The sequence below is a fragment of the Arthrobacter nitrophenolicus genome (assembly GCF_000332815.1).
In the GTDB taxonomy this organism is placed as follows: Bacteria; Actinomycetota; Actinomycetes; order Actinomycetales; family Micrococcaceae; genus Arthrobacter; species Arthrobacter nitrophenolicus.
In genome coordinates this window covers 1-18523 of sequence record NZ_AOFD01000040.1, presented here as the reverse complement: position 1 = coordinate 18523, position 18523 = coordinate 1, and the positions used below count along the sequence as shown (strand labels likewise).

General features: G+C 66.1%; 16 protein-coding genes, 1 tRNA gene and 2 pseudogenes. 12 read left to right on the top strand and 7 right to left on the bottom strand.

The genetic code is table 11. From position 1 onward, the window contains the following. The first annotated feature begins 163 nt into the window (after positions 1 to 163). From G205_RS14145 to G205_RS14135, 3 genes are all read left to right on the top strand, one after another. Positions 164 to 246, top strand: a tRNA-Leu gene (locus G205_RS14145). Between the two features lie 217 nt (positions 247 to 463). Then, positions 464 to 937, top strand: a complete 474-nt coding sequence (locus G205_RS14140; protein ID WP_009358573.1) for a hypothetical protein — start codon at positions 464 to 466, stop codon at positions 935 to 937. A 7-nt stretch (positions 938 to 944) separates the two neighbouring features. Further along, entirely contained in the window at positions 945 to 1178 is a 234-nt protein-coding gene (locus tag G205_RS14135) for a hypothetical protein (protein WP_009358572.1), read from the top strand. Between the two features lie 10 nt (positions 1179 to 1188). Here the strand turns inward: G205_RS14135 and G205_RS14130 are convergent, their stop codons facing one another. After that, positions 1189 to 2076, bottom strand: a complete 888-nt coding sequence (locus tag G205_RS14130; protein WP_009358571.1) for a phosphotransferase family protein — start codon at positions 2074 to 2076, stop codon at positions 1189 to 1191. Between the two features lie 146 nt (positions 2077 to 2222). Between G205_RS14130 and G205_RS22965 the strand changes: the two genes are divergently transcribed. Continuing rightward, positions 2223 to 2606, top strand: a complete 384-nt coding sequence (locus tag G205_RS22965; RefSeq protein WP_235046926.1) for a hypothetical protein — start codon at positions 2223 to 2225, stop codon at positions 2604 to 2606. Between the two features lie 1401 nt (positions 2607 to 4007). Here the strand turns inward: G205_RS22965 and G205_RS14115 are convergent. After that, a complete protein-coding gene (locus tag G205_RS14115) occupies positions 4008 to 4505 on the bottom strand; it encodes a DUF805 domain-containing protein (protein ID WP_009358568.1) in 498 nt (165 codons plus the stop codon). Between the two features lie 95 nt (positions 4506 to 4600). On the opposite strand from G205_RS14115, the gene G205_RS23515 reads away from it, so the two are divergent. Then, a complete protein-coding gene (locus G205_RS23515; RefSeq protein WP_268743678.1) occupies positions 4601 to 4732 on the top strand; it encodes a hypothetical protein in 132 nt (43 codons plus the stop codon). Positions 4733 to 5036: 304 nt separating this feature from the next. Here G205_RS23515 and G205_RS14105 read toward each other — a convergent pair whose 3' ends face one another. Beyond that, entirely contained in the window at positions 5037 to 6002 is a 966-nt protein-coding gene (locus G205_RS14105; RefSeq protein WP_009358566.1) for a glycosyltransferase family 9 protein, read from the bottom strand. Beyond that, complete coding sequence (locus tag G205_RS14100; protein WP_035753154.1) at positions 5999 to 7144, bottom strand: glycosyltransferase family 9 protein; 1146 nt, start codon at positions 7142 to 7144, stop codon at positions 5999 to 6001. Before G205_RS14100 ends, G205_RS14105 begins: the two co-directional genes overlap by 4 nt. A gap of 210 nt (positions 7145 to 7354) precedes the next feature. Between G205_RS14100 and G205_RS14095 the strand changes: the two genes are divergently transcribed. The 5 genes and pseudogenes from G205_RS14095 to G205_RS14075 all read left to right on the top strand — a co-directional run bounded on the left by G205_RS14095 (position 7355) and on the right by G205_RS14075 (position 11972). Continuing rightward, complete coding sequence (locus G205_RS14095; protein WP_009358564.1) at positions 7355 to 7657, top strand: DUF4193 domain-containing protein; 303 nt, start codon at positions 7355 to 7357, stop codon at positions 7655 to 7657. Between the two features lie 138 nt (positions 7658 to 7795). Beyond that, positions 7796 to 8524: a M50 family metallopeptidase gene (locus G205_RS14090; protein ID WP_009358563.1), complete on the top strand. Its 729-nt coding sequence runs from the start codon at positions 7796 to 7798 to the stop codon at positions 8522 to 8524. 9 nt (positions 8525 to 8533) lie between these two features. Then, positions 8534 to 9624: pseudogene (locus tag G205_RS14085) on the top strand (glutathione S-transferase family protein). Between the two features lie 31 nt (positions 9625 to 9655). Then, positions 9656 to 10767 (top strand): annotated as a pseudogene (locus tag G205_RS24080) (serine hydrolase domain-containing protein). A gap of 86 nt (positions 10768 to 10853) precedes the next feature. After that, positions 10854 to 11972: an FUSC family protein gene (locus G205_RS14075; protein WP_200859165.1), complete on the top strand. Its 1119-nt coding sequence runs from the start codon at positions 10854 to 10856 to the stop codon at positions 11970 to 11972. Here G205_RS14075 and G205_RS14070 read toward each other — a convergent pair. The 3 genes from G205_RS14070 to G205_RS14060 are packed head-to-tail and all read right to left on the bottom strand — an operon-like array spanning position 11969 to position 15588. After that, positions 11969 to 12880 carry a MaoC family dehydratase gene (locus G205_RS14070; protein ID WP_009358561.1) on the bottom strand — a complete coding sequence of 304 codons (912 nt, stop codon included), beginning with the start codon at positions 12878 to 12880 and terminating at the stop codon, positions 11969 to 11971. The genes G205_RS14075 and G205_RS14070 overlap by 4 nt on opposite strands. Continuing rightward, the gene (locus G205_RS14065; protein WP_009358560.1) at positions 12877 to 14217 is read right to left on the bottom strand and encodes a 3-oxoacyl-ACP reductase; all 1341 of its coding nucleotides are present in this window, start codon (positions 14215 to 14217) and stop codon (positions 12877 to 12879) included. The genes G205_RS14070 and G205_RS14065 overlap by 4 nt, the downstream gene beginning before the upstream one ends. A gap of 9 nt (positions 14218 to 14226) precedes the next feature. After that, complete coding sequence (locus G205_RS14060) at positions 14227 to 15588, bottom strand: acetyl-CoA C-acetyltransferase (RefSeq protein WP_009358559.1); 1362 nt, start codon at positions 15586 to 15588, stop codon at positions 14227 to 14229. Between the two features lie 61 nt (positions 15589 to 15649). Between G205_RS14060 and G205_RS14055 the strand changes: the two genes are divergently transcribed. Continuing rightward, complete coding sequence (locus G205_RS14055; RefSeq protein WP_035753153.1) at positions 15650 to 16372, top strand: TetR/AcrR family transcriptional regulator; 723 nt, start codon at positions 15650 to 15652, stop codon at positions 16370 to 16372. A gap of 1 nt (position 16373) precedes the next feature. Then, positions 16374 to 18482, top strand: a complete 2109-nt coding sequence (locus G205_RS14050; protein WP_009358557.1) for an acyl-CoA dehydrogenase family protein — start codon at positions 16374 to 16376, stop codon at positions 18480 to 18482. Positions 18483 to 18523: the final 41 nt, after the last annotated feature.

Here is an 18523-nt window from a genome sequence, read left to right as displayed (position 1 = left end):
TCCTCGTTAGGGAATGACTGGCTGGCACGGGCGGAAACCGCTGCCCTCAGCCTACCCATGTCGCCCGATTCGTTGTTCCTGAAAAGTCGTGTTAGAGTTTTTCTCGCTGCTTCGGAGAGGCGCGAAACACTGAAAGGTGTGAACGGCTCCCGAAATACCACCTGCGCGGGTGGCGGAATGGCAGACGCGCTAGCTTGAGGTGCTAGTCCTCGAAAGGGGGTGGGGGTTCAAGTCCCCCTCCGCGCACAAAGGGAAGCCCCGGAAAATCGTTGATTTTCCGGGGCTTTTTTCATGCCCGCATCCACTCGTGGCTCTTCGTTCTATCGGGTGTGTTGAATCTGACAATGCGAATCGCCGGTCCGCGGAGGGCACTGGCCGCCCGGGTCGGGAAGCGACGGGCGACTGACCGCGGCGCGGGCGCTGGAACACCGGGATCCGCCCATGCCACACCTAAGCTGGTCCAGTGGATCCGACGCCCTCCCCCAGCCCCGTCCAAGTCATTGTGGACACCGGCCCGGCCGAGTGGTGGCAGATTCTTGCCGCCCTGGGTCCGTTGGCCGTGCTCCTTGGTGCCCTGCTTGCCGCTTTCATCGGGTGGAACACCCTCCGGCAGCGGACCACCGCCGATGAGAAGTCCCTCGCGCAGAAACGGGAGGCTGACAACCGGGCCGAATGGTGGAAGCGCACCCAGTGGGCGATCGACAGTTCGATGTCCGACGAGCCCGACCGGGCAAAGCTGGGGCTTCGGGTGATGTCGGTTCTCGCCGAGAGCACCCTGGCCGGGCCGGAGGAACTGCAGATCATCACGTCCGCGTGGGTGGACCCGCTGGAAGTAGCCGAGCAAACCCGGACAGAATTGGGTCAGCAGGCACGTCCGGCAGAGTGGACGAGGGGCCGGAACCGGGCGACAATGAATCAACAACCAAGGATGAGGTGAGGAGGCGATGAGCATGATGACCGCCCCGGAATCAGACCGCGACCACGACTCAAGTGGCGCTGCGGCGAAGGAACCGAAGCATGCCGCTGGCTCTCCGAAACTCTCCCACCGGCCCGCCTCCTATGACCGCGGTGTGCAGATTGCAGCTGCCCAGTTGAGGCTGGTGACTGACCGCCGGCTCGGGCGGACCACCCCGGAGTGGATCAAGGAACTCGCGCGGGAAGAACCGCAGGCGTCCTGACACGAACTTTTCACACGGAAGAGCCAGCTCCACCGCGAACGGGGGCTGGCTCTTCTTGTAGTGCCTGATGCAACATCCGGTGTCCTTGGGACTCAAAGCGTTCGTCGCCGATGAGGTATGCCCAAACAGCTGTACCTACAGCTTCACGGAGCAGGTCGATCCGCCAGACATCCTTGTTCCGGGTGTCGTCACCGTATCCGGCCAGGAAAGCTGCTTCGAGGCCCGGCCGTTGTTGCCACTGCTGAACCGCCAACCTGCAAAAGTCCGTGGCTGCAGGACGGAAACCGAAGCGGCCGAAGTCTATTGCCCTGACCGCCGTTCCATCGCTGAGCCAGTTCCGGGGCTGCCAGTCCCCATGCGTCGGCACCACTTCCCTGGGGCGTGGCCGATATTCCGCCAGGCGCCGCCGGACTTCGCCCTCGACCTCCTGATCAATACGGTGTTCCCGGTCCAGCCAACTCAACGCCTTCGCCGTAGCCGCCGCCTCATATTCGTCGTCAACCCGCAGTTCCTGGCTATGGAGTGTCTTCAGGATTTTGCCGGCCTGTGCGTGCGTATCCTCGTCCAGTTCAAGGCGGGTGTCCTCAACCAGAGTCCCGTCCAGGTAATCGAAAACCAGAAGGTTCAACTCCCGCCTGGAGTACATCAGCCGCGCCGCCCGGCCCTGGCTCACCAGGGGTCGAGTCCAAGAGGAGTGGGCAGTGATTTCCCGGCCAATGTGATGATTCTCCGGTCCGGCAGCTTTGACGATGACATGCGTGCCGCCGTCACGAACGTGCAGGACTTTGGTGTCCATCTGGCCCCACGACAGATCAGCGATGAGCTCGGGCGCGCCGAACAGGGAGCTGACCAATTCTGCCTGCTGCTGCGACAACCGCCCAGCATCCCAACGCGCCATGTGCCGGAGCCTACCAGCAGCAAACGGCACGGGGCCTGTGGCAGAAGCAGGGCTAGACGGGTCCGGGTAAGGACGGATTGGGGGATCCATGGCAGCGGTGCCGTCGTTCCGCTGGTCGGTCGCAGCCAGCGCACCGAAGGATAGCCTTGACCCTCTTCAAAGATTTCCCCGTGCCTCCGTTGCCGCCCCAGCCAAAGGCGACAAGATACGTCCCGCCGCCCTGGGCAGCCGCACCGGCATACGAGCTGCCTTCCGTAGTCCACATCGGCCAGTTCCTGCATCGGAGTCCCACCATGGTGGTGGCTGTCAAAAGTGCGGACGTGTATTCCACCGGCTGCTCCTTCAACCTGTCCTGGCTCATCCGCCGGGGTGTACAGACCGACGAGGACTGGGCCGACCTGCCGCATCTGTTCTTTCAGCTAGGCATGGGCATCCGCCGGGGCAAGAGACTGGCGACGGGCCTGCTGTTCGGTGTGCAGTTTCCGGACGGGGCAAAGGCAAGTACCGGCAACCAGGTCCGCACGGCCTGATGGAAACCGGCGGCCAGCAGCCTGAGCCGCGACCCTCGTTCTCAACAACAGCGGAGGCAGCGGCGCCGATGATGAGTTCGCCGGATCAGGCCTGCTTTGGCTCTGGCCGCTTCCGCCAGCCGAAGGGCTTCGCCTGCTGGTCCAGTGGCTCGACTTTGGACTGGAGGAGACCTCACTGGTGCTCGACGGCGGCCGGCTGCGGGATGCCGCCGCAGGCGCCCGGCAGTTCTGGCCCGAGGCCGGGCTTGCCTGACTTGCATGGGAGGTTGGGAAGGGCATCCGTTGTTTTGAACAACGGACGTGCCCACCATTGGAAGCGTGGGAAGGAAGAACAGTCGGCATGGAACTGCGCTTGCGGTGTGCCTGCTGGGCTTGCTTTGCGGCGCCTCGGGCTGCGTTTATGACTACTCCGAACCCCTGCAGTCAACGACTGCTCCCGCGCCGCCCACGCCGACAGTCGGCCGCCCGTCTCACACAGGGACCCTCCAGCCCTACAGCGATCCGCAGATCCGGGAGCAGGAAGCAAAGAATTATGCTGAACTGTACCGGCTCTTAAGGGCGTCGCCCGGTCCGTCCATCCTCTTTGAAGTAGGCCCACTGGACGGACCCGTCAGGGGCTTCGGCGGGACGGCTGGTGTGCCTGCCTCCGGGCTGTACACCGTCACGGCAGCCTGCGTTGGAGCCATCGGGGCGAAGGTCTCGGTTGGCCAGGAGCATCCCGGGGCCCCTTTCCGGCCTATGGAACTCGCTCTGGATTGCACCGGGACCACCTCGGAAGTTGTGGCTCTTGAGCAGGGGTACGTGTTTGCTTATCTGGTACTGCCGGGCCCGGGAGATACGCCATGGACAGGGGCCGTGGGCGGCGTCCGTGTGATCGCGGCCGGTTGAGGCGCTTGGACTCGGACCGGTATCGGGGACCCGTGGGAGCGCGAAAATCATGATCGGATAACGCCCGCCAAGCTGTCATCACGTGTCCGTAGCCCTTGGATTCGGAACAGCTTTCAGCGGCACCCCTGCTCCTACACTGAGCCATGGATACGATCACCGGCGTGGCCTGATTATCGGAGCCGCCGTGGCTTGGATGGGCATGACGGTTTTCGTGATACTGAGGCTGCGGCGCCGCCGGAAAGGGTCGACGGTCGTGGCCACCGCTCCCCCGCCTGCTGACAGCGGGAGTTTGCACTACCGGCCCTGGCGGCGCGACCGTCCACCGGCGACGCGGATTCCCCCGCGTCGCCAGCACAGGCTGCGCCTGAAAAGAGTCCGGGGATAACTCCTCCGAACGCCTTAGGCGCACCCAGGCAATCGGCTCCGCCTACGTGTTGCGGTTCCAGCTGCTTGCCGGCAGCAAAAAGCCCGCCTCCAAGGAAGCGGGCTTCTTGCTGCTCAGGCGAGCGGCTGCTAGCCAAGTGGCCGGTCGAAGCGCTGCCCGGCAGGGTTGGATGGCAGGATTGCCATAACGATCAGGGCCAGTGCGCCGAGAAAAGGTACCAGGATCAGCAGGGCAAGCCAGCCGCTGAGGTTCGCGTCATGCAGGCGACGGACCAGCAGGGCGAAGGACGGAACAATGACGGCCAGCCCCCATATGATCAAAAGGATGCTGCCGACCAGCGCTCCGGGGCCGGGGACCGGTGTGCCGTCAGCGGTGACCGTTGACCCAGCAGTGCCGGCCACGGAAGTGATGATGTTGAGGACGACGCCTACCGCAAAGGCAACAAGCGCCCACCACCAGTATTCGCTCCGGCTGGCCCGGCCGGAGAAGGTGGCGTACTTCTTGAAGAAGCGTTGGACGGCGACTGGCAGGGTGGCCCCGTAGTAGGGCGCCCACAGCGGCGGTTCGCCGGCCGTGGCCGGCTGGTAGGACTGTTGCTGCTGGCTCGGATATTGCGGATAGCTCATGGATTCCCCCCGGAACTTTTCGAGTGACGAGACCAGCCCATCCTAGGACCACTCCGCAGCAAAAGTCCTTTCGATGGACAAACTTAACCGAAAATTTGCCGGGCTCCGCCGCTGGATGTACCCGTGCCTTCGGCCCCGACGTTGTTACCCGGGTGGGGCAGGAACTGCTCGCCCTGCGGTGCTCGCTGATGCTGGGGCAGCCGCACCACCGGTACCCGCTGCACTAATGCGGCCTCAACCTCCGCGGCTGCCTGCCCTGTTTCCCCGGCTCCGGACCGGATACTGCCGGACGGTACTGAACGCGGCGGTGCCCTGAGCGCTCCGCGCGCTTCTGCTGCCGGCGCGCCTTGCGTTCCGGACGGTCAATGGCCGAAAGGATGCTGAGCGTCACCGTGACCCACAGCAACGCTGCCAAAAACACCAAGGCAATTTCCATCTCAGTGCCCATGCTTAATTTTAGGCTGCCGGGCTCCCGCCGGCGGGGCAGTCCCGAGAATTTATGAGCCTTCCTGCCGCTCGAGCCGTCACGCCCTAGAACAAGCCCAATTGCCGCACGGCAGCCAGAACGTCCGGGACTTTAACCGCCAGCAAAGCAGGGTCCGGCTCTGCCGAGAACGTGTCACCCCGCCGAAGATCGGCCTTTGTCAGGACGATGTGCGGCCCCGGCGGAGGGCCCCAGAGTTCAGGAGGCGCAGGCCCGAACAACACCACCGACGGCGTCCCGTACGCCGAAGCCAGGTGCGCGGCCCCGGTATCCGCGGAGATCACCAGGCGTGCCGCGGCGATCGTGGCCGCGAATTCCCCCAGCGACAGCCCGCCAGCCAGGACGGCCCCGGGCGGAAGGCCGGCCCGGCGGCACACGTCCACCGCCCTGTCCTTCTCCCCGCTGCCCCCCGTAAAAACGACATTGTGTCCCGCTTCCACAAGGTTGGCGGCAACTGCAGCGAACCTGTCGGCCGGCCACAGCCGGCTGCCGTAGGCTGCCCCGACGTGCAGGACTGTGGCACCGGGAACCGGGCTGGGGACGTGCGGCAGGTGCAGTCCTACATCCAGCGGGTCCGCGTCAATGCCATGCCACTCCAGGAGCCGGACCCAGCGTTCCCGTTCGTGCAGTTCCGCGCGCCACGGCGGTCCATCCCGGTCCGGGCCTCGATGTCCTATGGTCCGCCGGGCCTTCAAAGCATCGATCCGCCCCTGGCTCTCCGGGCCGCTTCCGTGCAGGTTGACGGCTACATCCACCACTCCCGCTTCCATGGCCAGCGGCTCGTCAAGACCGTGGGTGGGCAGGAGTTCATAACCGCCCACCAATCCCAAGGCTTCCGAAAGCCACCCCTGGGCGGCATACCGGAGCCTGTGCTCCGGGAACGCCCGCCGGAGCGCCTTCAGCGCAGGGACTGCAACCAGGAGGTCGCCCAGCTTAAGGGCACGCAGGACCAGGAGCTCCGGTTTTCCATCGATGACGTCACTGCCGCGTTCAAGGTGCCGCACGCCGCTCATGCGCCCTGCCTCACTGCTGCGGTTGCCATCAGGCTCCGCACATCCTCGTACACATCGCGCACCGGGACGCCTGCAACGATGGAGTCGTTGTGCACGCAGCGCGGTGCGGTCCAGCCCACCTGCGTGACATCGATGCCACAGCTGGGGCACGTAGTCACCCAGGACGCGTGAATCCGGTGAAGGCTTCTGCCCAGCGCTCCTGCATTAATGATGTTCCCCGCCCAGAAGATCCCCACCGTGGGCACGCCGAGGGCCTGGGCAAGATGGCGCGGGCCGCTGTCATTTCCGACCACCACAGCGGCCTCCGCCAGCAGGGATACCAATTCGGCCATGTCCAGTGCCCCGGCCACCGAGGTGACGGCTGCCGATGCAGCCTGTTCCGCAATCCGCTCTGCCAGCTCCTGCTCGCTCTTGTCCCCGACGAGCACCACCCGGCAGCCGTCGGCCCCGCAGGCAGCGGCAAGTTCAGCAAATTGCCCAACCGGCCAACGACGGCGGGGATCTGTTGCGCCGGGATGGATCACCACGAGGGGCTGGCCGCCGTCGTCATCTGTTCCGTCACATGCACCGCGGAACTTTGTAAGCGGCTCGAGGCGGGCCTCAAGGTCAAGCGGGAACGCCCCGGCGAATCCCGCGACCTCCACCGCCCGCAGGGGTTCGTGCTGGTAATAAAGGTATGGAACGGTCCGTTCCAGGCTGGCGGCGTCAGGCGTCCGGGTGCCCACCGTGTGGCGCGCACCGAGCCGGAGCAGGAAAGGGTTCGAATATCTGCCGCCGCCGTGCACCTGGACGGCGAGGTCGAAGTTCCGGGACCGCATGTCCGCAAAAAAAGCTTCCAGTGCTTCCGGGTCTTCATCACCGGGACGGACCCCCTCTGCAAACGGAAGTATGCAGACCTCGTCCACCGGGCCCTTCACAGCCGCGAGCAGCGACTTGTGGATTGGCGACCCCAAAAGGGTCAAGGTGGCGTCCGGATAGGCCGCCTTCAGGGCGGCCATGGCAGGAATGGCGAAGATCAGGTCGCCCAGGCCGCCGCCCCGCAACACGGCGATCCTGGACACAGAATCGAACTTTTCCAGCACCGGGCCGACTCCTGTGCCAACCTGCCCGGCACCACCGAACTCTGCAGTGAGCTGCTCCACATACGCCCCTTCGATCCGGGCGGAGATCGCGCCGCTTGCCGCGGCCCCTCCGCTGCCTGCGCGGCCATGCCACCCGCCAGGTGTGATGGCCGCCTCCCCTGAACCCGTACCCAGGCGGGCGCAAATATACTCCGCCTATTGGGGAATAGCCGTCCGATGCTGTACGTTTCATACGCGACAGGCGAACCAAAGAAAAGAGAAGCACCCAAAGTGGCAACCGATTACGATGAACTGCGTTCCGACGTCAAGGAATCGCAGGACAACTCCCTCGAGCAGCTCCAGTCAGCAAATGCTCCCGACGCGCGCAGCGTTGTCCTTGAGCTGGATGAAGCTGACGGGCTCGACGGCGCCGGCGTCCCCGGTGGCGAATTCGTCGCCGAGGAGCTCGTGGTACAGGTCATTCCGCAGGCTGACGACGAGTTCACCTGCTACTCCTGCTTCCTTGTCCGCCACCGGTCGCAGATTGCCCGCCAGAAGGACGGGCACAGCTACTGCACCGAGTGCGAGGGCTAGGAAAACAGGCCTGACGCGGCGCTGCGGATAAGTCCGCGGCTCCGCCAGCTTGAATGGCACGCTGCCCGGCAGCGTGCCTTTCCGCGTTTAAGGCGGTTCCAAGGCAGCGTCCAGCAGCCGCTAGTACTGTGGGCGGCTATGGATCTGTGGCAAACCCTGGTCGAATCGCTCCGCCGTACGGAGGTTCCGGCCATTACCTTCCAGGAGCTCCTGCTGGTGCTCCTCGTGGCAACGGCGCTCTCCATTCCCCGCCGCTCCTGGCGGTACTTCGGACTGCTGGCAACCGCGGTCCATGAGCTGGGGCACGCCCTTGCCGCGGTCACCAGCGGGCAGCGGCTGTCCGGCATCAGGCTGCGGCTCGACCATTCGGGAACCACCACCACGTACAGCCGGAGCAGGGCCGCCGCGGCCTGGTCGTGTTTCTGGGGTTACCCCGTCCCCGCAGTCGTCGGCGCGGGATTCGTGACTGCCGGTTTCAGCGGCTGGGGACCTGCAGCGATCGCGGCCAGCATCCTTGTGCTGGTCGCATCCATGCTCTTCCTCCGGAACCTGGCAGGATTCCTTGTCACCGCCGTTGCCATTGCTTGTGCCCTCGCCCTCATCCTGCTCGTGCCCCATGCTTTCGTGGGCCATGTCGCCGTTGTCCTGGGCCTGGCGATGCTGGTGGCAGCCGTCAGGGACCTTTTCAAGCTGGCAAACGTCCACCTCCGCCGCAGGGACCGGCTGGCGACGTCCGACGCCTACCTCCTGTACCGCGCCACGGCCGTGCCGTCCGGTGTATGGATCTTCCTGTTTGCCGTTCTCGTTGCAGGTTCCTGGGTGGCTGCCTGGCAGCCGATCTCCCTGATCCTTGGCCGGGGCGCTTAGGCTAATGCCATGAGCCAGGAAACGGACAGCATCCAGCAGGCCGCCAGCGGCGCGACGGCGGACCACAGCACCCGCGGCGCTTACGTAACCGGCGGTGCCGAATTCACCAGGGACACCAACTACATCGAGGACCGCATCACCCGCGATGCCAGGCCGGGCGACAACGGCGAGCCGGGCTGGCCGGTGGAAGCAGGGCGGTACCGCCTCATCGCAGCCCGGGCCTGTCCCTGGGCCAACAGGACGGTCATCGTCCGGAGGCTCCTGGGCCTGGAGGACGCCATTTCCCTGGGGCAGCCCGGGCCCACCCACGACGCGCGCTCCTGGACGTTCGACCTCGACCCGGGCGGCGTGGATCCGGTCCTGGGGATCGAACGGCTGCAGGAGGCATATTTCAAGCGGTTCCCGGGATATCCCCGCGGCATTACCGTCCCCGCCATCGTCGACGTCGCGACCGGAGAAGTCGTCACCAACAATTTCCCGCAGATCACCCTTGACTTATCGACGGAATGGACCCAATTCCACCGGCCCGGCGCGCCAAAGCTGTACCCGGAACATTTGCGCGAAGAGATCGACCAGGTCAACAGGAGGGTGTTTACCGAGGTTAACAACGGGGTGTACCGGTGTGGCTTTGCCGGGTCCCAGGAGGCGTACGACTCAGCTACGAGCGTTTGTGGGCGGCCCTGGACTGGCTGGAGGACCGGTTATCCCGCCAGCGCTACCTGGTGGGAGACACCATCACGGAAGCAGACGTCCGGCTTTTCACCACGCTGGCGCGCTTCGACGCCGTCTATCACGGCCACTTCAAATGCAACCGCCAGAAGCTCACCGAAATGCCCGCCCTCTGGGCCTACGCAAGGGATCTTTTCCAGACGCCCGGTTTCGGGGACACCACCGACTTCGTGCAGATCAAGCAGCACTATTACATCGTCCATGAAGACATCAACCCCACCGGGATCGTCCCCGCCGGCCCCGACCTTGGCGGATGGCTCGAAGAGCACGGCCGCGAGGCACTGGGCGGCCGGCCTTTCGGGGACGGGACTCCCCCGGGCCCGGTCAGGAAGGGCGAGGAAGTAGCAGCAGGACACGGAGCCGGTCACTAGAAGGAAAGCGTTTTCTGGATAAACTGTCCGGGTGCAGACATCCCACGGTTTCGCAGCGCCCGGTTTTGACAATGTCCTGGAACTGTTTGAGTCCTTCCTCGTCGAGGATTCCGGCTACAGCGCCCAGGTAGCGGCCTATCATCACGGGACGCGCGTTGTGGACCTTACCGGTGGCCCGGACATGAGCCCGGACACCCTCACCGGCGCATACTCCTGTTCCAAAGGCGTGGCAGCGATGGTGGTGGCCCTGCTGGTCCAGGACGGGCTCCTTAATCTGGACGGCACCGTGGCCAGCTACTGGCCGGAGTTCGGCGCCCATGGAAAGGACCGGCTGCTGGTCCGCGAGGCCCTGTCCCACCAGGCGGGGCTGCTGGGCCTTGAGGGCGGCTTCGGCCTTGATGAATTCACCACCCCTGCTGCCGCCGAGCGGCTGGCCGCGGCCAAACCCACGTGGCAGCCGGGACGCCAGTTCGGCTACCACGCCCTGACCATCGGGATCCTCATGGAGGAGCTCTGCCGGCGCGCGGCGGGCGAATCGCTGCAAAGCCTCTATGAGCGCCGGATCCGCAAGCCGGAGAACGTCGACTTCTTCCTGGGCCTGCCGGCAGACCTGGAACCGCGCTACCGTGACGTCCTCTACCAGGACCGGCCGGGCAACCCTGGCTCGATCCACTCAGCCTGGACGGCCTGAACAGCAACGCTCCGGTCAGCACCATTATGGAGCTTCCCAACATCCGCAGTGTCCGCGCGGCAGGAATGTCAGCAGCCGGCGGCGTCGGATCGGCCGAAGGCCTCGCCAGGCTGTACGCTGCCGCCACCACCGGCGCCGAGGGCGAACCGCCGTTCCTCACACCCGGAACAATTGACCTGATGGCCGCGGAACAGGTGTGGGGGCTTGATCGGTCCTCAGGGCTGGACAACGCGTTCGCCGTCGTCTTTATGAAGCCGCATCCCTCGAGGAACTTCGGCAGCCACCGCGCGTTCGGCCATGAAGGGGCCAACGCGGCACTAGGTTTCGCCGACCCCGCCTACTCCCTGGCCTTCGGCTACATCCCCCGCCGTCAAGAGGACGGACGTACGCCAGGCAGAGCCCATCGGCTTGCCTCCGAGGTGCGCCGTTCGGCGGCGGCCCTCTCCCGGTAGCCGCTCCTGCAGCCGTTTCGGCCGCTGCTCCGGGGCCCTGACCAGCAGCTTTGGACGCCCACGCAAAGCGCCATACTGTGGACCGGATGGCTAACACTCAAGTACGGCAGCAAGCCCGGTGGGCCAGGGGAACCCGCCTCCTGAAGAATGCCCTGGCAGAACTGTCGGAGGCATTCGCCGCCCAGCGGCTCCAGCTGGCAGCGAAAGCGGCCGTAGCCGCAGGAGTGGCATTCCTCATCGCACCCCACATGCCCGGTGCCGCGGCCAACTATCCGTACTACGCACCCCTGGGTGCCTTGGTGGCGATGTACCACAACGTTGCCGGCTCCGTGAAGCAGGGGCTTCAGGCCCTCACCGGCCTCGCCCTGGGCATCGGGCTTGCCGTTGTCCTGGTCAGCGTCACCGATCCTTCCCCGCTGACCGTGGCGGTGTTCATGGGCATCGGCGTCCTGCTCGGCGGACTGCCGCGCATCGGCTCCGGAAGCGACTGGATTCCGACGGCGGCCCTGCTTGTCCTGCTGGTGGGCGGCAGCAATCCGGACGACTTTTCGTTCGGCTACCTCCTGCAAATGGGCGTGGGCGTTGCGGTAGGCATCGCCGTGAACTTCCTGCTGTGGCCACCGCTGCACCTGAAGGCAGCAGCGGCCAGCCTGGACGACCTCCGGCGCGCCCTCGGCCAGCAACTGACCGACATGGGGAAGGCGTTGAAGGAGGAATGGCCTCCGGAGCACGAAGCCTGGTCCAAACGGTCCGACGAACTCGCTGAGGCTGCGCGTTCCGTTCGGCACCTGGTGAAGGAAGCGGACGCAAGCCGCCGCGCGAACCCCCGCCGGAAGCTCCACCCGAGGGACGTTGACCTCGACTACCGGAACCTGCGCGAGCTCGAACGCGTGACGTTCCATATCCAGGACATGACCGATGTGCTGTCGGACGTGATCTGGGTCAGCGACGCGCCCTACGCCGTCCCGGTGCAGGACAGCGAACCGCTGGCTGATGCCATGACGGCGACCGGTGAGCTGCTGCGCTCCTTCAGCGACAGCGACGAACCGACGCAGCGAGAGCGGTTCCGGGCGGCCCGGGAAGCGGTGGAAGCCTGCATGGCTGCCACCGCCTCCCGGGAACCAACGGGCGATGCCGTACCCGCGTCGGAATCGATCCTGCTGAGCCTCCACCGCATCCTGCGGGCGGTCCGCCCGGCCGATTAAAGCGCGGTGACGGAACCGCTGAAGTGGCGCCGGCCGGACCGGGGGTTCCAGGCGACAAAGCCCGACCGCCGCCAGGCCCCCGATTCGTCCTGCTCGCTTCCGATCTCCAGCGCCACCCGGCTGGGAAGGAAAACCGGAGCGTCGAAATCGACGTCCCAGATGAAGGCATCACCGCGCACTGAACCGACGTCGGCGAGCGCCCGCGACGCGAGGTACATGCCATGGGCGATGGAACGCCGCATGCCCAGGGCTTTCGCTGACAGCACGCTGAGGTGGATCGGGTTGAAGTCGCCGGACACGGCGGCGTAGGCCCGTCCCGCGTCCACGCCCAGTTGCCACAGCGCCGTCGGATCCGGGGCCTTGAAGTCGCCCTTTGGCGGTGCCGCCGAGGGCTTATCGATGCCGGGCAGGAACACCCCTTTGGCCAGGTAAGTGGAGGTTCCATGCCAGGAGATGTCATCTTTCCCTGCGAGGCGCACCTCCGCGATGACGTCCACCTGCGTACCTGCGCGGTGGCCCCGGAGGTTCTCCACCCGGGCCGTGATGTCCAGGGCGTCGGTGAACAGGACGGGCGAGCGCTGTTCCACCCGGTTGCGCAGGTGGATCATGCCGAGCAGGGGCAGCGGGAAGTCATCCCGGTTCATCACGCTCATGGCCACGGGGAAGGACAGGGCGTGGATGAACCCGGCGGGCAGGACGTCGCTGGCTGTCTCGCCCAGCAGGTGCTGGTAGGCGGTCAGGTTGGCCACGTCCACGGTCACACCGCGAACCTCGTGGGTCTCGGACGGCAGGTCTGCCTGGTCGTGGGTCCCCAGCAGCCGGCGCCTGGCCGCCTGGGCGGCCGCGTTGACGTAGAGCTTGGACAGCGAGGGCATGTCGCCGAGGATGACCGGCTGGGCGGGCGTCATGCCCCCACCATGTTCTGCCCGCAGACCCGCAGTACCTCGCCGTTGATGCCCCCGGCGGCATCGCTGGCAAGGAACGCTATGGTTTCGGCGACGTCGGCCGGCTTGCCGCCCTGCTGCAGGGAGTTGGCCCGGCGGGCGACTTCCCGCAGGGCGAACGGAATCCGCTCGGTCATTTCGGTTTCGATGAACCCCGGCGCGACGGCGTTGATGGTGCCTCCGGCAGCCGCCACCAAGGATGACGTTGCGCGGACCATCCCCATCACTCCACCCTTTGACGCGGCGTAGTTGGTTTGCCCCCGGTTGCCGGCTATGCCGCTGGTGGAGGCAACAGAGACAATTCGTGGCGCCGGCCCGAAGTGTTCGGAAGCGAGCAGGGCCTCGTTGATCCGCAGCTGGGCGGAGATGTTGATGTTGATCACCGAGCTCCAGCGTCCGTGGTCCATGTTGGCCAGCAGCTTGTCCCGCGTGATGCCTGCGTTATGGACCATGATGTCCAGCCGCCCGTGCCGTTGCACGGCATGTTCCAGGATCCGTTGGCCGGCGTCTTCCCGGGTGATGTCGAGCTGAAGGGCAGTCCCCTTCACCGCGTTGGCCACAGCAGCCAAATGGTCTCCTGCCGCGGGCAGGTCCACAAGCACCAGCGTGGCGCCGTCGCGGTGCAGGGTACGCGCGATCTGGGCGCCGATTCCCCGGGCTGCCCCCGTCACCACGGCCACCTTGCCTGCCAGGGGCCGCTCGACGTCGTCGGGCAGGCTTCCGGCCGCGCTGGAAACGGTCAGGAACTGTCCATCCACGTAGGCCGAACGGCCAGAGAGGAAGAACCGCAGCGCAGCCAGGACCGAAGGACTTGCTGCCTCCACTCCCCCGTCCAGGAGGATACCGTTCCCGGTTGCACCTGCACGGAGTTCCTTCGCCAGGGAGCGGAGGAACCCGTCCACGCCCTGCCGGGCAGCGGCCGCCGCCGGTGTGTCTGTTTCCCCGGACGGCCGTGAAACGGTCACCACGCGGGCGCAGGGTCCGAGGTCCCGGAGGGAGCCCGCTGCGGCAAGAACCGGTTTCTCAAGATCCCGGGGGTGCGCCACCTCGTCCAGAACCAGAATGATGGCGCCGAGCTTTTCCCGCGGCACCGCATGCCGCCGGACATCGAGGTCCCATGACAAGAGCTCTGCGGCCAGTTTGTCTGCTGCTGCCGTTTCACCCAGGACCACAACAGGTCCGGTAACCAGCGGCTGCCCGGGTTCGTACCTGCGCAGGACTGCCGGCTGCGGCAGACCCAGCTTTTTGGCCACATTCTTACCGAGCCCCTGGTTCACCAGCTGGGCGTACTTGTCCGTCATCCGGTCCCCCTACAGCGATTCGAGGAGAGCGACGACGCCCTGACCGCCGGCCGCGCAAACAGAAACCAGGCCCCGGGCCGGACGTCCGTCAACGCTGCCCTTTTCGTGGAGCAGTTTGGCGAGCGAGGCTACGATCCTGCCGCCGGTAGCGGCGAACGGGTGTCCGGCCGCCAGCGACGATCCGTTGACATTGAGGCGTGCCCGGTCGATCTTGCCGTATGCCCCGTCCAGGCCGAGCCGGGTCCGGCCGAATTCCTCGTCCTCCCAGGCGGCAAGCGTGCTGAGAACCGTCGCTGCAAAGGCTTCATGGATCTCGAAGTAGTCGATGTCCGCCAGGGTGAGGTTGTGCCGGGCCAGCAGCCGGGGCACGGCGAAGACCGGCGCCATCAGCAGCCCGTCCTTGCCATGCACAAAGTCCACCGCAGCGGCCTCGGCGTCCACCACAGCTGCGAGCTTGGGAAGGTCGCGGGCGTCGGCCCACTCGTCCGAGGCCAGCAGGACTGTGGAGGCGCCGTCCGTCAACGGGGTGGAGTTGCCGGCGGTCATGGTCGCGTCGGCGCCCAGGCTCCTGCCGAAGACCGGCTTCAGGGACGCGAGCTTTTCCATGGAGGTGTCAGCCCGAAGGTTGCCATCCCGCGTCAGCCCGCGGTAGGGCGTGACGAGGTCGTCGAAGAATCCGGAATCGTAGGCCGCGGCAAGGTTCCGGTGGCTGTTCAGGGCCACCTCGTCCTGCGCCTCACGGGAGATCTTCCACTGCGCCGTGGTAAGCGCCTGGTGTTCCCCCATGGAAAGCCCCGTCCGCGGTTCAGCGGTTCCCGGTGCCAGCGGGGCCAGGTCCTTGGGCCGAAGGCGGCTGAGGATCTGGAGCCGCTGCGGAAGGGTCTTGGCTCGGTTGAGGTCCAGGATCACTTCCCGGAGTCCCTCGCTTACCACCACGGGCGCGTCAGAAGCGGAGTCGACGCCGCCGGCAATTGCCGAGTCGATCTGGCCCAGCTTGATCTTGTTCGAAAGCCCCACCACGGTTTCCAGTCCAGTGGCGCATGCCTGCTGCAGGTCATAGGCGGGAGTCTCCGGGGACAGGGCCGACCCCAGGACAGCCTCGCGGGTGAGGTTGAAGTCCCTGGAGTGCTTCAGGACCGCGCCGGCTGCCACTTCACCGAGCCGTTCATCCTGGAGCCCGAAGCGTGCGATCAGGCCGTCCAGGGCCGCCGTCAGCATGTCCTGGTTGGAGGACTTGGCGTAGGCGGCACCGGAGCGGGCAAACGGAATCCTGTTGCCTCCCACAACGACAGCCCTGCGGAGGGCAGGGGCGGAACTGGCTGCGGCGCCTGGTGTTGCGGGGCCGTTGATGGACTGTCCGTCAATGGACATGGCTGTCTCCTCTGGTCACAAGCGATTACCGATACCCAGCGTACCTGATACGCTGGGTATCGTGAATATTTCGGACTCCTCCCTTGACGCGTCACCTGCCGGGGCAAGTGCTGACGGCAGATCGGCACGCTGGCAGACACACCGGGAGGAGCGGCGGCGCCAGCTGATAAAGCAGGCGCGGCGTGCGGTGCACGCGCTGGGCAGCGACGCCTCCATGGAAGACATCGCTGCCGCTGCCGGAACATCCAAGTCGGTCTTCTACCGCTACTTCGGAGACAAGGCCGGACTGCAGCAGGCCGTGGGCGAAGTAGTGCTCGACCAGATGCAGCGCCGCATCCGGGAGGCCGCCCAGAGTGCCCTGACGCCCCGGGAAGGGCTGCTGGCCATGGTGTCGGCCTACCTGCAGATGGCCGACACGAGCCAGAACGTCTACACCTTCGTTACCCGTTCCGCGGCTGCGGAGTCTGCCGACAATGCCGCGGGAGGCCCTGTCTCCGGAGCCCTGGGACACTTCTTCGACGCCGTGGCGGAGATGATCGCCACGCCCATGCGCTCGCATCTGGGCGATGGCAAGGAATCCGTCATCGGTTACTGGCCCAAGGCGGCAATCGGCCTGGTCCGCAATGCGGGCGAACAATGGCTGAGCACGCCCGACTCCCCCGCAAAGCCGGGCCAGGAAGCCATGGCACGGCAGATCACCGCCTGGCTGTGCGTCGGCATAGCCCCCGAACTGACCCCTTCAAGCACCACCAAACCGCCTGTCAGCACCAGCAAAGGATATTGACATGACCGAAGTAGTGGACCGCCCCGCCGGCAAGGGCCACAAGCCTGCCACCACGGCCCACCCCGTAACCGACCACGCCCAGCCTGCGGTCAACGTAGACGCACTGGGCCGGCAGCTCCTCGGCAAGTGGGCGGCTGTCCGGCTGCAGTCAAGGGACCTGGCAGGACGCCCCGAACTGCACAAGATCGAGGGGATGACGCACAGCGACCACCGCGCCCGGGTGTCCGGGCAGCTGAAGTACCTGGTGGACAACAGCGCCGTCCACCGTGCCTTCCCGTCCGCCCTGGGCGGCTCGGACGACCACGGTGGAAACATCGCCGGCTTTGAGGAACTGGTGGTCGCCGACCCGTCCCTGCAGATCAAGGCAGGCGTGCAGTGGGGCCTCTTCGGTTCGGCCGTCATGCACCTGGGCACCGAGGAGCACCACACCAAATGGCTTCCCGGCATCATGAGCCTGGAAATCCCGGGCTGCTTCGCCATGACCGAGACAGGGCACGGCTCCGATGTGGCCAGCATTGCCACCACCGCCACCTACCACCCGGAAACCGAAGAGTTTGTGGTGCACACCCCCTTCCGCGCCGCGTGGAAGGACTACATCGGAAACGCCGCCATCGACGGGCTGGGAGCCGTGGTGTTCGCGCAGCTCATCACCCGGGGCGTCAACCATGGCGTCCATGCCTTCTACGTTGACCTTCGCGACCCCCGGACGAAGGAATTCCTTCCAGGCATCGGCGGTGAGGATGACGGCGTCAAGGGCGGGCTCAACGGCATCGACAACGGCCGGCTGCACTTCACGAACGTCAGGATCCCCCGCACCAACCTCCTGAACCGCTACGGTGACGTGGCCCCCGACGGCACCTACTCGTCCCCCATTGCGAGCCCGGGCCGGCGGTTCTTCACCATGCTCGGCACCCTGGTCCAGGGGCGGGTCTCCCTGGACGGGGCGGCTGTGGCGGCCTCCAAGGTCGCCCTCAAGGCAGCCGTCCACTACGCCGCCGAGCGCCGCCAGTTCAACGCGTCCAGCCACACGGATGAAGAAGTCCTGCTTGACTACCAGCGCCACCAGCGGCGGCTGTTCACCCGGCTCGCCACCACGTACGCCGCCGGTTTCGCCCACGAACAGCTCCTGCAGAAGTTCGACGACGTCTTCTCCGGCGCCACCGACACCGACGCGGACCGCCAGGACCTGGAAACCCTCGCCGCGGCACTCAAGCCGCTCAGTACCTGGCATGCCCTCGACACACTGCAGGAATGCCGCGAAGCCTGCGGCGGTGCCGGCTTCCTGATCGAGAACCGGTTCGCCTCGCTCCGGGCAGACCTGGACGTCTACGCCACCTTCGAGGGGGACAACACCGTCCTGCTGCAGTTGGTGGCGAAACGGCTCCTGGCCGACTACGCGAAGGAATTCCGCAGCGTGGACTTCGGCGTCCTGGCCCGGTACGTGGTGGGCCAGGCGACCGGCACTGCCATCCACCGCACGGGGCTGCGCCAGGTGGCCCAGTTCATGGCGGACACCGGGTCGGTGCAGAAAGCAGCGATCGCCCTGCGTGACGAGGAAGGCCAGCGTGCCCTCCTCACCGACCGGGTTCAGACCATGGTGGCCGAGGCCGCGTCCGCGCTGAAAGGCAGCAACAGGCTCTCCCAGGAAAAGGGGGCCGCCCTGTTCAACCGGCACCAGAACGAACTGATCGACGCAGCCCAGGCCCATGCCGAACTGCTCCAGTGGGAGGCCTTCACCGAGGCGCTGCGCGACGTCACGGATCCCGGCACCAAAACGGTGCTGACCTGGCTGCGGGACCTCTTCGGCCTCAGCCTGATCGAAAAGAACCTGTCCTGGTACCTCATGAACGGCCGCCTCTCCATGCAGCGCGGCCGCACGGTGGGCGAATACATCAACCGGCTGCTGGTGAAGATCCGCCCGCACGCGCTGGACCTGGTGGATGCCTTCGGCTACGGCGATGAGCATGTCCGGGCAGCAGTCGCAACCGGCGCCGAGAAGATCCGCCAGGACGAAGCCCGGGCGCATTTCAGGGCCCAGCGGGCGAGCGGCAAGGCAGCCGTGGACGAAAAAGTGCTGCTGGCAAGGACCGCTGCCGGGCGCCACAGCTGACCCCGGGCCGCGGCTGCTGACCGCATAAACGACGGCGGCGC